Source organism: Streptomyces sp. PR69 (genome assembly GCF_026420845.1).
Classification (GTDB): Bacteria; Actinomycetota; Actinomycetes; order Streptomycetales; family Streptomycetaceae; genus Streptomyces.
Window position 1 is genome coordinate 20,074 of sequence record NZ_JAOWCB010000027.1, and the last position, 14,406, is coordinate 34,479.

A 14,406-nucleotide genomic window follows, 5' to 3' on the forward strand; every position below is an offset into this window, starting at 1 on the left:
TAGGCTGCATGGCGTGAAGGTCCTCGTCATCGGCGGCGGCGCCCGCGAACACGCCCTGTGCCGCTCACTCTCCCTCGACCCCGACGTCACCGCGCTGCACTGCGCGCCCGGAAACGCCGGCATCGGCGAGGTCGCCGAGCTGCACACGGTCGACGCGCTGGACGGCGCGGCCGTGGCCGGCCTCGCCTCCCGCCTGGAGGCCGACCTGGTCGTGATCGGCCCGGAGGCCCCGCTGGTCGCCGGCGTCGCCGACGCGGTGCGCGCCGCCGGCATCCCCTGCTTCGGGCCCTCCGAGGAGGCGGCCCAGCTGGAAGGCTCCAAGGCATTCGCCAAGGAGGTGATGGCGTCCGCCGGAGTGCCCACGGCCCGCAGCTACGTCTGTACGACCCCCGAGGAGATCGACGAGGCCCTCGACGCCTTCGGCGCTCCGTACGTCGTCAAGGACGACGGCCTCGCCGCGGGCAAGGGCGTCGTGGTGACCGACGACCTCGACGCCGCCCGTGCGCACGCGCTCGCCTGCGGCCGCGTCGTCATCGAGGAGTATCTCGACGGCCCCGAGGTCTCGCTCTTCGCCGTCACCGACGGCACGACCGTCCTCCCCCTCCAGCCCGCCCAGGACTTCAAGCGGGCGCTGGACGGCGACAAGGGCCCCAACACCGGAGGCATGGGCGCGTACTCGCCGCTTCCGTGGGCCGACGCCTCGCTCGTCGACGACGTCATGGAGACGGTCCTCCAGCCCACCGTGGACGAGCTGCGCCGCCGGGGCACGCCGTTCACCGGTCTGCTGTACGCGGGTCTTGCCATCACCTCGCGCGGCGTACGGGTCATCGAGTTCAACGCCCGCTTCGGCGACCCGGAGACCCAGGTGGTCCTCGCCCGTCTGAAGACGCCGCTGGCCGGCGTCCTGCTCCACGCCGCCAACGGCACCCTTGACGCCGGGCCCCCGCTGAACTGGCGCGACGACGCCGCCGTCACCGTGGTCATCGCCTCGCACAACTACCCCGGTACGCCGCGCACCGGCGACCCGATCGAGGGACTGGACGAGGTCGCGGAGAAGGACGCCCCGCACGCGTACGTCCTGCACGCCGGAACCAAGCGGTCCGCGGGCAGGCCGGACCAGCCCGGCGGCGACGGCGGCGGTCACGGCGACGGCGGCGTCGGCGTCGGCGTCGGCGTCGGCGGGAAGGTCGTGAGCGCGGGCGGCCGGGTCCTGTCGGTCACGGCGACCGGCGCCGACCTGGCGCAGGCCAGGGAGCGGGCCTACCAGGCGGTGGCGCGCATCCGGCTGGACGGTTCGCAGCACCGTACGGACATCGCACGCGAGGCCGCGGAGAACGCCACTCAGGGCTGAACGGCCGACGTCAGCACCTTTGCCCAAAGCCATTCCATCGAGTGAGTGCTAAGCCATCCGGATGACGCTCGGCGGCACCCCAACTAGTGTGCGGCGCAGGCGTTCCGGCGCATTCCGGCACTTGGCCCACTGACATTGCGATGTCAGTGACGGATGCCACAGTGGGGGAGTGAGCAAAGCCGTCGCAGGGCAGAGGGGGTGACGTCCGGCCATGTCCGTTTCCGGTTCCGGCTCTGGTTCAGGTCCAGATTCGGGTTCTGCATTCGTCTTCGGTGAGTCGGTGGGCGCGCAGGGCGCGCGCTCCCGGGCCCTCGCCGTGCTGCGCGTCCGCAGCAGGGCGCTGGCCGTGGCGCTGCTGCCCACGGCCGCCGCCGTCGTGCTGCTCGCGGGCGGCCCCACCGGGCATATGACGGGTCCGGGCTGGGATGCCGCCCGCTGGGCGGTGTCCGGCTTCGCGGCGGCAGTGCTGCTGGTGGCGGCCGCGGTCGCCACCGCGATCGCCCGGGCCACCCCCGCGCTCACCCCCACGGTCGACCTGCCGGAGCGGGCCGCGCCCGATCTGTACCGGCTGGTGCGGGATCTGGCCGACCGGCTCGATGTGCCCGCGCCCTCCGCCCTGGCGGTCACACCAGACTGCGACAGCTGGCTTGAGGACCGCTCCCATCCGTCGCATGCGATACGGGGCAGGCGGCGTCGCCGCGGCTCGGACGAGGCCCCGGTGCTGGTGATCGGTTCGCCCTTCCTGTGGTGGATGAGGGTCGCCGAGCTGCGGGCGGTCCTCGCCCCGGTCGTGGCCGGCACCGGGCCCTCCGCCCATCCGGACATAGCCGCGGCGCGGCGCTTCGTCCGGGGCCTGGACGCCGCGGTGGGCGACGCGGCCCGCGACGGCGGTCCCGCCGGGCAGTGGGCCACCGGCCCTGGCCGAGGGGGCGGCGGCCAGGACGACCGGCCGTCGCGTCTCATGCCCCGTCTCATGCCGCGGCTCATACGGCGTCGGCTGATACGGCCGATACGCGCGACGGCGCTCCGCTTCGTCGGCTGGACGGCCCGCGGGATGCTCCGCAGCTGCCGGGAGCACGCGGCGGAGATGGAGCGAGGCGTCGCGGCCGCGGCCTCCGAGCGTGCACAGGCTGTGGATTACGGCCTGCGGATCGTCGCCCAGGAGCAGGTCGGTCTCGCCTACGCGGGCTGGGACAGGCTGCTGACCAGAGTGGCGCTGCCCGCCTGGCGGATGGGCCGCTGGCCTTCCCGCCTGGACGCGGGGGTGGTGTCCGCGCTGACGGAGCTGTCCCGGCGCGACCGGCTCGCCGAGGGCTTCGCCTCCCGGCTGGGCGAACGGCCCGCGTGCGATCTGCTTGAGGAGCCCGGCGCGGTGGACGAGGCCGCCTCGCTGCTCGCGGCCCGCCTCTTCCACGGAGGCCCGGCCGAGGCGGGTCCCGACTGGTCGCCGGTGGACTGGGAGCAGTATCCGGAGGAGGTCGTGGACCGCAAATGGCGTACGGAGGCGGCCAGGCTGCACCGGGTGCTCGACGAGATGGGTGTACCGCCGTCGGCCGGATCCGAGGGGCCGACGCTCGCACGGGTGATGGACCATCTCTCGGCCGCACCGTCGGCCGCAGCGCAGGCGTCGGCGGCGTCCGGGGTGTCCGGGGCATCCGGGGCATCCGGGGCATCCGCCACGGCAGAAGAGGCGTCCGGCACCTCGGGTGCCTCAGCTGGCCCGAGTACCTCGGCCGCCCCGAGCGCCTCAGCCGCCCCGGGGGTCGGTGAGGCGGCCGGTGGCGGGGCCGATGAGCGGAGTGAGGCGCTCGCGGCCGGGATCAGCGCGGAGGTAGCCCGGGAGGAGGCGGCCCGTGACGAAGCCGCCAGGCGTAAGGCGGCTGCCCTGGGCGCGGCCGGATCGCCGCCCGTCCCCGGGGGCGATTCCGGGATGCCTGGTTCGACCTACACCCCGGTTCCGGCAGGAGGCGCCGCGGGCGAATCGCTCGCCCTGTGGGACGCGGACCCGCTGCCGCTCTTTCCGCTGCAGCCGCCCCGCAGCGGGCGAGAGTTGCTGGCCGACCATGTCACGGCGATGGTCTGCTGCGCGGCGGTCGACACGGCGGGCGCGGTCCCGGGCCTCGACTGGCTGGACGGCCCCGCCCTCCTGGTCGGCGGCGAGCGCACGGCTGATCTGAGCAGCACGGTTCTCAGCCTCGTCGAGGACGGCGACGCGCAGCCGCTGCGGGTCTGGCTCGGCTCTCTGGGCATCCGCCCCGAGAAGCCGGTCCGCCTGGTGTGATCGACGATCCGGCCGGCGGCCTGATGAGCGGCCCGATGGGCGGCCTGATCGGCTGCCACACGGGCGGCCTGATGGGCGGCCGACCACCGCCTGATCGAAGCCCGGCCGACAGGCCGGAATGATTCGTTCCGTTCAAAGCCATTTACAGCCGTTCATATCTATTCATATCCGTTCACAACAAGCGGTGACGGGTCGCATGCGTCATGTGATGTGCTGGGCATCGCGTGTCGGTCGGAGGAAGCCGGCGCGGGACAGCCGTAGACCCGGGGAGCCGAGGGAGGGCGTGCAGCATGGGGGCGGAGCAGATCCGGCGATGGGAATCGGGAGCCCTCGCCCATGCCGTCACGGACCCCTTCGGCCAGGGCCCGCTGCCCTGGCTGCGCGGCGGCGAGCACTACTTCGACGACACCGGCCAGGTCGTTCCCTGGTACGCGGACCCGGCCTTGGCGAAGGGCGGAGCAGGCGGCCCCCGGGCCGCCGACGATGTGCGCCGCCAGATCAAGGGCTTCACCTCGACCGGCGCGGCGGCGCCCGGGGAGTCCCTCGACTTCCACATCACGGTCGACCCGCCCCAGCAGTTCTCCGTGGACGTCTACCGCATCGGGCATTACGCGGGAGACGGCGCGGCCAAGATCAGCACGAGCCCCCGGCTGTCCGGCATCGTCCAGCCGCCGCCCCTGACGGCCGATCGCACGGTCTCCTGCCACCACTGGTGGCTCTCCTGGCGGCTGCAGATTCCGTCGTACTGGTCGGTGGGGGCCTATGTCGCCGTGCTCACCACGGCGGACGGCTACCGCTCCCATGTCCCCTTCACGGTTCGCGACGACCGCCCCGCCGATCTTCTTCTGCTGCTGCCCGACATCACCTGGCAGGCGTACAACCTCTATCCCGAGGACGGCCGCACCGGAGCGAGCCTGTATCACGCCTGGGACGAGCAGGGCCGGCTGCTCGGCGAGGAGGACGCGGCCACCACCGTTTCCTTCGACCGCCCCTACGCGGGCGCGGGGCTGCCGCTGCATGTGGGCCATGCCTACGACTTCATTCGCTGGGCCGAGCGCTACGGCTACGACCTCGCCTACGCCGACGCCCGCGATCTGCACGCCGGCCGCATCGACCCCGCCCGCTACCGCGGACTGGTCTTCCCGGGCCATGACGAGTACTGGTCGGTCCCGATGCGCCGCACGGTCGAGTCCGCCCGCGACGGCGGCACCTCGCTCGTCTTCCTCTCCGCGAACACGATGTACTGGCGGATCGAACTGGGCGACTCCCCCTCCGGGGTGCCCGACCGGCTCCTGACCTGCCGAAAACGCCGCGGGCCCGGCAAACCGGCGCTCTGGCGTGAGATCGACCGCCCCGAGCAGCAGCTGCTGGGCATCCAGTACGCGGGGCGGGTGCCCGAGCCCGCCCCGCTGATCGTGCGGAACGCCGGACACTGGCTGTGGGAGGCCACCGGAGCGGGCGAGGGCGATGAGCTTCCGGGGCTGGTGGCGGGCGAGGCGGACCGCTATTTCCCGCGTACCGCACTGCCCGAGCACCAGGGCAGGATTCTGCTGGCGCACTCTCCGTACAGGGACGGCGAGGGGGCCGTCCGCCATCAGGAGACCTCCGTGTACCGCGCCTCTTCCGGCGCTCTGGTCTTCGCCTCCGGCACCTTCGCCTGGTCGCCCGCGCTGGACCGGCCCGGCCATGTCGACAGCCGTATCCAGCGGGCGACGGCCAATCTCCTCGACCGCATCTGCAAGCGGGACTGAACGCGCCGGCCCCCGGGCACGCCCGCCCGCGGGCAGACCCCGGCCCGCCCCCGATCCCGAGCGGCACGGCCGTGCGCGCTGCATACGAGCCCCCTGGTCAGGCCGATCACCACCGCGTACGGGACAATCGGCTTACTCGTACAGAACCACGGGGAGGAACCGTGTCCGGATTTGTCGAAAAGCCCGAGCCGCAGCAGGTGCCGGGGCTGGTGCATCTGCACACCGGCAAGGTGCGCGACCTCTACCGGAACGAGGCGGGCGATCTGGTGATGGTCGCCAGTGACCGCATCTCCGCTTATGACTGGGTCCTGCCGACCGAGATCCCCGACAAGGGCCGGGTGCTGACCCAGCTGTCTCTGTGGTGGTTCGAGCGTCTGGAGGACCTCGTCCCCAACCATGTGCTGTCCGCGGATCTGCCGCCCGGCGCCCCCGCCGACTGGGAGGGCCGCACGCTGGTCTGCCGCTCGCTGTCCATGGTCCCGGTGGAGTGCGTGGCGCGCGGCTATCTGACGGGCTCCGGCCTGGCCGAGTACCGCGAGTCCCGTACGGTCTGCGGACTGGCGCTGCCCGAGGGCCTGAGCGACGGCTCCGAGCTGCCCGCCCCGATCTTCACACCCGCCACCAAGGCCGCCGTCGGCGACCACGACGAGAACGTCTCCTACGAGGAGGTGGCGCGGCAGGTCGGCGCGGAGACCGCCGCGCAGCTGCGGCAGCTGACGCTCGCCGTGTACGGGCGCGCCCGCGACATCGCCCGCGACCGCGGGATCATCCTCGCGGACACCAAGTTCGAGTTCGGCTTTGACGAGGACGGCCGGCTGGTCATCGCGGACGAGGTGCTCACCCCGGACTCGTCCCGTTTCTGGCCCGCCGACCAGTGGACGCCGGGGCGTGCCCAGCCGTCGTACGACAAGCAGTACGTACGCGACTGGCTGACCTCGCCCGCTTCCGGCTGGGACCGCAAGAGCGACCAGCCGCCGCCCGGGATGCCGGACGAGGTGGTGGCGGCGACCCGCGCCAAGTATCTGGAGGCGTATGAGCTGCTGACCGGAGCGCGCTGGTCGTAGCAGCCGCCGGACAGCAGGAAGCAGGGCGGCAGGAAGCGGAACAGCACAAAGCGGAACAGCACAAAGCGGAACAGCACGAAGAAGCCCCCGGCCATCCGGCCGGGGGCTTCTTTCACGGAGCGGACGACGAGATTCGAACTCGCGACCCTCACCTTGGCAAGGTGATGCTCTACCAACTGAGCCACGTCCGCATGCGCCGTAGCGCGGAGACCACTATACCCAACCTCGCTCCCGAGCGGGACGCATCGCGGCATGCCGACTCGCGGCGGCGGGTGCAGCACCGTTGCCGCCCGCTTCCCCGACATGAACAGGCCGCTCGGCGATCTCTGTGATCGGGCGTATCCCGCGGAGATCGCGCCGGTGGTCCAACTCCTGCTCCACAGAGCGGTTTCCGCCGGGCGCGGCGGGGACGGGCGCTGGCGACGCGGGTGCGCAGGAGGTGACCGGGGCCGCCACGGCCGGTGACGATCAGGGAGTGACACCGGCTGACACCGGGCGGCCCGGCGCCACGGCGATGTGGCGACTGTCACAGCCGACAGCCGACAGTCGCCGGAGAAACGACAGAGGCCCCGGTCGGATGACCGGGGCCTCTGCCTCGCTGAGCGGACGACGAGATTCGAACTCGCGACCCTCACCTTGGCAAGGTGATGCTCTACCAACTGAGCCACGTCCGCATTGCTGCCGCTCGGCTCTCACCGGGCGGTGCGTCCGCCACTATACCTGATCCACCGGCCAGGCCGGAAACCGGTAAAGCGACGGCAGAGCGGGTGACAGGAATTGCACACTGCGCCTTCCCCCTGGAAGGGGGATGTTCTACTACTGAACTACACCCGCACGCTGCGCTGGGCTGCGGCCTTTCGGCCTCGCCCCTCGGCGTGCTCCAGACTTTAGCCGATCAACGGGGGTGCTGTGCAACTCCGCGCCCCGGGAGGCGGTCCGGGGCGCCCGACGGTGTCTCAACTCGCCTTGCGGAACGCTTCGTAGACATGCTTGGGGATGCGTCCCCGCGCGGGGACGTCCATCTTGTTGGCCTGCGCCCAGGCGCGGACCGCCGCCGGCGCCGGCTCAAGGGAGGTGTGCCGGTAGTCGGTGCGGCGCTTGCCGCGCTTCGACGCCTTCGACTGCTTTCGGGCCGCGGCCACGTACGGCGCCAGGGCCTTGCGCAGTTTCTTTGCATTGGCGGGATTGAGGTCGATCTCGTATGACTTCCCGTCCAGAGCGAAGGAGACCGTTTCCGCCGCTTCTCCGCCGTCGATGTCGTCGGAGAGCACAACCACTACTCGCTGAACCACGGATATCGGTCCTTTCTGGCGGCACCGTCGTCGTCAACCTGCTGACATGCGGCGATACCGGCTTTCCGGCTGGTTGCGGCGCAATGCCGAGGGCAATGCCGCTTTCCTCTGCTTTCCTTTGTACAGCCAAGGGTCTCACAATGTGAAGCCGGGCCAATTGCCTGCGCGTGTCCGCCGCAATGTCCCCCCGGATATTTACCTGGATTTTCACCGGGTGTGCTTGAGATATCTACTCGCGTAGATTTTCCGGGCGGGTACGCTGAGGGAACCGCCCACGCAACACACCACCGGGAGTGCCAGTGGCACGCGTCGTAGTCGACGTCATGCTCAAGCCGGAGATCCTCGACCCGCAGGGACAGGCGGTGCAGCGCGCACTGCCCCGTCTCGGCTTCGAGGGGATCGCCGACGTACGTCAGGGAAAGCGCTTCGAGCTGGAGGTGGAGGGACCGGTCGACGAGGCCGCCCTCGCCCGCATCCATGAGATGGCCGAAACGTTCCTCGCCAACACCGTCATCGAGGACTTCGTTGTGAAGGTGGAGTCCGAGGCCGCGCCCGAGTCCGCGAAGGCGGAGTCGTGACCGCCGGGACGCCCCGTATCGGAGTCGTCACTTTTCCCGGCACGCTCGACGACCGGGACACGCTGCGCGCCGTGCGGATCGCGGGCGCCGAGCCCGTGCCGCTGTGGCACCGCGACAAGGACCTCAAGCAGGTCGACGCCGTCGTGCTGCCCGGCGGCTTCTCCTACGGCGACTATCTGCGCGCCGGGGCCATCTCCCGCTTCTCGCCGGTGATGGAGACGGTCATCGACCAGGCCAGGGCCGGAATGCCGGTCCTCGGCATCTGCAATGGCTTCCAGGTGCTCACCGAGACGCATCTGCTGCCCGGGGCGATGCTGCGGAACAACCATCTGCACTTCATCTGCCGCGACCAGAAGCTGCGGGTGGAGACCAGCGAGACGGCCTGGACCTCGGACTACGAGGCAGGCCAGGAGATCTCCATCCCGCTCAAGAACATCGACGGCCGGTATGTCGCGGACGAGCGGACCCTGGACGAGCTGGAGGCGGAGGGCCGTGTCGTCTTCCGCTATCTGGACATGAACCCGAACGGCTCGCTGCGGGACATCGCCGGCATCGCCAATGAGGCGGGCAATGTCGTCGGCCTGATGCCGCACCCCGAGCACGCCGTCGAACCGCTCGTCGGCACAGGCCGCACCGACGGCCTGGGATTCTTCACGTCGATCCTGAAGAAGCTGGTCAACGCATGACCCTCGATGCCGGAACAGCCGAGGGAGCGACTGAGCGCCCCGACCCGCGATCCCAGCACCACCACGCGCGAAGGAGCGACCGAGCGTGACCCTCGATACCGTCAAGCACGCATCCGAGACCCCGGACGCCGAGCAGCCGTGGGCCGAACTCGGCCTGAAGAAGGACGAGTACGACCGTATCCGCGAGATCCTCGGCCGCCGCCCGACCGGCGCCGAACTCGCCATGTACTCCGTGATGTGGTCCGAGCACTGCTCGTACAAGAGCAGCAAGGTCCATCTCAAGCAGTTCGGCGAGAAGGCCCCCGAGTCCGACGCCCTGCTCGTCGGCATCGGCGAGAACGCGGGCGTCGTGGACGTCGGCCAGGGGTACGCGGTCACCTTCAAGGTCGAGTCGCACAACCACCCCTCGTATATCGAGCCCTACCAGGGCGCGGCCACCGGCGTCGGCGGCATCGTCCGCGACATCCTCGCCATGGGCGCGCGTCCGGTCGCCGTCGTCGACCCGCTGCGCTTCGGCGCGGCCGACCACCCGGACACCAAGCGGGTGCTCCCGGGCGTCGTCGCGGGCATCGGCGGCTACGGCAACTGCCTGGGCCTGCCCAACATCGGCGGCGAGGTCGTCTTCGACCCCTGCTACCAGGGGAACCCGCTGGTCAACGCCGGATGCATCGGCGTGATGAAGCATGAGGACATCCATCTCGCCAAGGCGTCGGGCCCCGGCAACAAGGTGATCCTCTACGGCGCCCGCACCGGCGGCGACGGCATCGGAGGCGTCTCCGTCCTCGCCTCCGAGACCTTTGAGAGCACCGGTCCGGCCAAGCGGCCCGCCGTCCAGGTCGGCGACCCGTTCCAGGAGAAGCTCCTCATCGAGTGCACGCTTGAGATCTTCAAGGAGAACCTGGTCGCGGGCATCCAGGACCTCGGCGGCGCGGGCCTGTCCTGTGCCACGAGCGAACTGGCCTCGGCCGGCTCCGGCGGCATGCGGGTCGAGCTGGACACCGTGCCGCTGCGCGATGCGACCCTCTCGCCCGAGGAGATCCTCATGAGCGAGTCGCAGGAGCGCATGTGCGCGATCGTCGAGCCGCAGCATGTCGACCGCTTTATGGAGATCTGCGAGAAGTGGGACGTCATCGCCACCGTCATCGGAGAGGTGACCGAGGGCGAGCGGCTGGAGATCTTCTGGCACGGCGAGCAGATCGTGGATGTGCCGCCGCGGACCGTCGCCCATGAGGGGCCGGTCTACCAGCGCCCCTACGCCCGCCCGGACTGGCAGGACGCCCTGCAGGCGGACGACGCCGGCAAGCTGCCCCGCCCGGAGAGCGCCGATGAGCTGCGCGCTCAGGTGCTGAAGGTCGTCGGCTCGCCGAACCAGGCGTCCAAGGCATGGATCACCGACCAGTACGACCGCTTTGTACAGGGCAACACGGTGCTCGCGCAGCCCGAGGACGCGGGTATGGTCCGCATCGACGAGGAGAGCAACCTCGGCGTGGCCATGGCGACCGACGGCAACGGCCGGTACGCCAAGCTCGACCCGTACACCGGCGCCCAGCTGGCGCTGGCGGAGGCCTACCGCAATGTGGCCGCCTCCGGTGCGAAGCCGCTGGCGATCTCGGACTGTCTGAACTTCGGCTCCCCTGAGGACCCGGGTGTGATGTGGCAGTTCGCCGAGGCCACGCGCGGGCTCGCGGACGGCTGCCGGGACCTGGGCACGCCCGTGACCGGCGGCAATGTCTCGCTCTACAACCAGACCGGCGAGACGGCGATCCACCCGACGCCCGTCGTCGCGGTCCTCGGCGTGATCGACGACGTCACGCGCCGCACCCCGATCGCCTTCGCCGAGGAGGGCCAGCTGCTCTACCTCCTCGGCGACACCAAGGAGGAGTTCGGCGGCTCGGCCTGGTCCGATGTCGTCCACGGCCATCTGGGCGGACTGCCCCCGGCCGTCGACCTGGACCGGGAGAAGCTGCTCGCCGAGATCCTGATCTCCGCCTCCCGCGACGGCATGATCGACGCGGCGCACGACCTCTCCGATGGCGGGCTCGTCCAGGCGGTCGTCGAGTCATGCCTGCGCGGCGGCGTCGGCGCGCGGCTGGTCGTCCCGGACGGTCTGGACGCGTTCACCTTCCTGTTCAGCGAGTCGGCGGGACGTGCGGTCGTCGCCGTGCCGCGCAGCGAGGAGCTTCGCTTCACCGACATGTGCGGCGCGCGCGGGCTGCCCGCGACCCGCATCGGCGTCGTGGACGGCGAAGAGGTCGAGGTGCAGGGCGAGTTCCGCATCCCGCTGGCCGAGCTGCGGACCGCGCACGAGGAGACCATTCCGGGTCTGCTGGCCTGAGCGTTTTCCGTACGGAGCCCCTGCCCGCCGTCCGCGCGGGCAGGGGCTCTGTCATGTCCGTCGCCTGTGATTTTCTTGCCCTGACTTCTTGTGCGGGATTACGTAATTACGTAAGGTTGGGGCATGGGACTGGAAGACCGCCTCACAGCGCTGGAGCGGCGCATCGCCGCGCTGGAGGGACCACAGGGAGACGGCAGCGTCGGCCGAGCTGTGCGCGAGGGCGACTTCTGGGCGCTGGAAGGACTCAAGGGCCAGCTCGCGGAGGCGGGCGCGGCCGATGGAGGGGTGCTCTTCACCGGGGCGGTGCGGCTTCCGACGGGCGAGCAGTACGAATGGCAGTACGGGGCCCTGACCGATCAGCTCATGGCGGTCGACGCCGACTGGTCGGACGCTGCGGAGTCGTTCGCGGCGCTCGGCCATCCGGTCCGGCTGCGGCTGCTGCGCGAGATACTCGGCGGCAGGCGCACGGCGGCGGAGCTCGCCGAACTCGAGGGGATCGGCACCAGCGGCCAGATCTACCACCATCTGCGCCAGCTGACCGCCGCCGGCTGGGTCCATACGGGAGGGCGCCGGGGCCGCTACGAGGTGCCGGGCAACCGGGCGGTGCCGCTGCTGGTCGCCCTGATGGCCGCACGCCCCTGAGAGCCGCTCCCGGCCCCGAACACCGCCCGGCCGTGAACACCGCCCGGCCAGGGCGTCACCCGACCGATCATGAACACCGACGACACCCTGGGGGAGAGGTCCGGATGTCTCCGCGTAAGCCGTTCGCGTCCGTGCGCAAGCCGCTCGCGATCACCATCCGCTGCTGCTGGCTGGCGTTCTTCGCACTGATAGCCGTGGATCTGTCGGGGCAGCTGCCGTTCCCCATGCCCTGGATCTGGCTGCCGGCCGGTCTGGCGGTCGCCGGCACGCTCGTCCTCGGCCGGCTGCTCCGGGCCGCGCAGACGGCCAGACGGCCCACGGCCGTGGAGGTGGACCCGCCGGTCACGGGCCGCTGGTCCGCGCTGAACAGCCCGGCCGACCGGGTGCCCAGCCATGGCACCCATCAGCTGGGGCAGACATACGCGATCGACATCGTGGCGGAAGGCGACACGGACGGCGATGCCGACGGCGGCCGGCCCGGCTTCCGGTGGCTGTGGCCCCTCGCCCGCCGCAGCAGCGCGTTCCCGGCCTTCGGCGCTCCTGTGCTCGCCGTGGCGGACGCCACCGTCGTGCGGGTGAGCGACGGCCGGCGCGACCACCTCAGCCGCACGTCCCTGCTCGCGCTGATATACATGCTGCTCGTCGAGGGGGCGATACGCAGTGTTGCGGGGACTTCCCGGATCGTCGGCAACCACGTCGTGCTCCACCTCGGCGACGGCGTCATGCCGTCTACGCGCATCTCCAGCGCGGCTCCCCGGTGGTGCGGGAGGGCGACCGGGTCGCTGCGGGCCAGTTGCTGGCCCGCTGCGGGAACTCCGGCAACTCCTCGGAGCCGCATCTCCACTTCCAGCTGATGGACGGGCCGGATCTGGAGGCCGCGGGCGGCATCCCCTTCCTGTGGCGCGGGCTGGGTGTCCCGGGCAACCGCGAGACGTTCACCGTGGGCAGTGAGCCTGCCCTGCTCCAAGGGGAGTGAGCAGGGCAGGGGGTCTCGCTGGGCCCGGGTTTCCCGAGGGGCCTACTCGGCCGCTGGCTTACTCGGCCGTTCCGAAGAAGGCGTCCGCCTCCTCGATGTCCGCCACGCACTCGTCGAGATCGGTGACCTTGCCGCCGACGATCGTGAAGAAGATCCCGCCGCGCATCTCGATGCCCCGGTCGCCGTGGTCCGCCCGCCAGGTGTGGACGGACATCGCGTGGCCGCGGCCGTCCGTGAACACATCGTGCAAGGCGACCGCGAAGGTCCCACCGGTCAGTTCGGCGAGCTTGGCGTACATCGCCATGACGTTGTCCCGGCCTTTGAAGTGTCCGGACATCTGGCTGCTGCCCGGCACATGGTGGGCGACGTCCCCCGTCATCAACGAGGCGAGCGTCTCCATGTCCCCCCTGCTGAAAGCCTCATAGCCCCGGCGCACCAGAGCCACGTCCGGGTGCTCACCCATGGTCGCTCACACCTTTCATCCGCCTACGCCGTGAATCTGCTGTCCCCATTGGTGTCCGGATTGGTGTCCGGTTTGGTGTCCCGTTTGGCGTCCCCTTCCTCTTTCATCGTCCGCCCGCCCAAGGCGTCCCGCCATGCGAGGCCCTTCACCGGGCCGGGGCATTAATGTCGGGCCCATGCCTCCGGCCAAGAAGCGCACCCGCCGTTATGACCCCGCCAAGACCCGCGCCGCGGTCCTCGCGCAGATCGAGCATGTGGGAAGTGCGGTCGACGCCCTCACCCCCGAGCAGCTCGCCCTTCCCACCCGCCTCGGCGACTGGACCGTGCGAGAGCTGGCCGCGCATCTCGCCCTCGGGGTCCGATCGCTGGTCCACGGCCTGGAGCGGTCGGCGTCGCAGCCCCCGCCCCTGCCCGAAGTGGCGATGATGGACTGGGCGTTGCGCACGGGCACGGCCGCCGGGCAGGTCGACGAGGACACCCGGGAGCTCACCGCCGAGGCCGAGCCCGCCGAGCTGTTCGCCGGCGTCGCGGCCCGCGCCCGTGAGCTGCTGCCGCTCGCGCCGGACGACCGGCTGGTCCCGATGCGGTTCGGGGCGATGCGGCTGGACGAGTTCCTGGTGACCCGCCTGGTCGAGCTGGTCGTGCACACCGACGACCTCGCCGATGCGACCGGCGTCGACATCCCGTACGACCGCCAGGCGCTGGCCGCGTGCACCCGGCTGCTGGCGGATGTCCTCGCGGTGAAGGCCCCGGGGGCGTCGACGGAGGTGCGGGTGCCGCCGTTCGCCGTGGTCCAGTGTGTGGAGGGACCGCGGCACACCCGCGGCACCCCGCCCAATGTCGTCGAGACCGACCCGCTGACCTGGGTCCGGCTGGCCACCGGACGCCTGGAGTGGAGCCGGGCGCTGGACGCGGCGAAGGTCAGTGCGAGCGGGGAGCGCGCCGATCTGTCGGCCCTGCTGCCCGTGGTCAGCTGACCCAGCGCACC

Annotated in this window: 12 protein-coding genes, 3 tRNA genes and 1 pseudogene; 11 read left to right on the top strand and 5 right to left on the bottom strand. The window is 71.1% G+C overall.

Annotated elements, in window-relative coordinates; translation table 11 throughout:
- Nucleotides 1-13: 13 nt before the first annotated feature.
- The 5 genes from purD (at nt 14) to OF819_RS22385 (ending at nt 6,447) form a co-directional block, all read left to right on the top strand.
- Nucleotides 14-1,351 carry a phosphoribosylamine--glycine ligase gene (purD, locus tag OF819_RS22365; RefSeq protein ID WP_267245404.1) on the top strand — a complete coding sequence of 446 codons (1,338 nt, stop codon included), beginning with the start codon at nt 14-16 and terminating at the stop codon, nt 1,349-1,351.
- 211 nt (nt 1,352-1,562) lie between these two features.
- The gene (locus OF819_RS22370) at nt 1,563-3,632 is read left to right on the top strand and encodes a hypothetical protein (protein WP_267245405.1); all 2,070 of its coding nucleotides are present in this window, start codon (nt 1,563-1,565) and stop codon (nt 3,630-3,632) included.
- Complete coding sequence (locus OF819_RS22375; protein WP_267245406.1) at nt 3,629-3,754, top strand: hypothetical protein; 126 nt, start codon at nt 3,629-3,631, stop codon at nt 3,752-3,754. Before OF819_RS22370 ends, OF819_RS22375 begins: the two co-directional genes overlap by 4 nt.
- Before the next feature lie 168 nt (nt 3,755-3,922).
- Nucleotides 3,923-5,383 carry a N,N-dimethylformamidase beta subunit family domain-containing protein gene (locus tag OF819_RS22380; RefSeq protein WP_267245407.1) on the top strand — a complete coding sequence of 487 codons (1,461 nt, stop codon included), beginning with the start codon at nt 3,923-3,925 and terminating at the stop codon, nt 5,381-5,383.
- 161 nt (nt 5,384-5,544) lie between these two features.
- On the top strand, nt 5,545-6,447 hold the full coding sequence (locus OF819_RS22385; RefSeq protein WP_267245408.1) for a phosphoribosylaminoimidazolesuccinocarboxamide synthase: 903 nt from the start codon (nt 5,545-5,547) through the stop codon (nt 6,445-6,447).
- A 118-nt stretch (nt 6,448-6,565) separates the two neighbouring features.
- On the opposite strand, the gene OF819_RS22390 is transcribed toward OF819_RS22385, so the two are convergent.
- From OF819_RS22390 to OF819_RS22405, 4 genes are all read right to left on the bottom strand, one after another.
- Nucleotides 6,566-6,638, bottom strand: a tRNA-Gly gene (locus OF819_RS22390).
- Nucleotides 6,639-7,048: 410 nt separating this feature from the next.
- Nucleotides 7,049-7,121: transfer RNA gene (locus OF819_RS22395), tRNA-Gly, on the bottom strand.
- A gap of 88 nt (nt 7,122-7,209) precedes the next feature.
- Nucleotides 7,210-7,281, bottom strand: a tRNA-Gly gene (locus OF819_RS22400).
- A 122-nt stretch (nt 7,282-7,403) separates the two neighbouring features.
- Complete coding sequence (locus OF819_RS22405; protein ID WP_323748954.1) at nt 7,404-7,739, bottom strand: Lsr2 family protein; 336 nt, start codon at nt 7,737-7,739, stop codon at nt 7,404-7,406.
- Between the two features lie 299 nt (nt 7,740-8,038).
- On the opposite strand from OF819_RS22405, the gene purS reads away from it, so the two are divergent.
- The 5 genes and pseudogenes from purS (at nt 8,039) to OF819_RS22430 (ending at nt 12,956) form a co-directional block, all read left to right on the top strand.
- Nucleotides 8,039-8,317, top strand: a complete 279-nt coding sequence (gene purS, locus OF819_RS22410) for a phosphoribosylformylglycinamidine synthase subunit PurS (RefSeq protein ID WP_267245409.1) — start codon at nt 8,039-8,041, stop codon at nt 8,315-8,317.
- On the top strand, nt 8,314-9,003 hold the full coding sequence (gene purQ / locus OF819_RS22415) for a phosphoribosylformylglycinamidine synthase subunit PurQ (RefSeq protein ID WP_267245410.1): 690 nt from the start codon (nt 8,314-8,316) through the stop codon (nt 9,001-9,003). Before purS ends, purQ begins: the two co-directional genes overlap by 4 nt.
- An 85-nt stretch (nt 9,004-9,088) precedes the next feature.
- Nucleotides 9,089-11,338 (top strand): phosphoribosylformylglycinamidine synthase subunit PurL, encoded by a 2,250-nt coding sequence (gene purL, locus OF819_RS22420; RefSeq protein ID WP_267245411.1) that lies wholly within the window; start codon nt 9,089-9,091, stop codon nt 11,336-11,338.
- Between the two features lie 123 nt (nt 11,339-11,461).
- Complete coding sequence (locus OF819_RS22425; protein ID WP_267245412.1) at nt 11,462-11,980, top strand: ArsR/SmtB family transcription factor; 519 nt, start codon at nt 11,462-11,464, stop codon at nt 11,978-11,980.
- A 104-nt stretch (nt 11,981-12,084) separates the two neighbouring features.
- Nucleotides 12,085-12,956 (top strand): annotated as a pseudogene (locus OF819_RS22430) (M23 family metallopeptidase).
- 58 nt (nt 12,957-13,014) lie between these two features.
- Here the strand turns inward: OF819_RS22430 and OF819_RS22435 are convergent.
- Nucleotides 13,015-13,419 (bottom strand): nuclear transport factor 2 family protein, encoded by a 405-nt coding sequence (locus tag OF819_RS22435; protein WP_267245413.1) that lies wholly within the window; start codon nt 13,417-13,419, stop codon nt 13,015-13,017.
- A gap of 175 nt (nt 13,420-13,594) precedes the next feature.
- Here OF819_RS22435 and OF819_RS22440 point away from each other — a divergent pair, with 175 nt between their 5' ends.
- Entirely contained in the window at nt 13,595-14,395 is an 801-nt protein-coding gene (locus OF819_RS22440; protein ID WP_267245414.1) for a maleylpyruvate isomerase family mycothiol-dependent enzyme, read from the top strand.
- Nucleotides 14,396-14,406 lie beyond the last annotated feature (11 nt).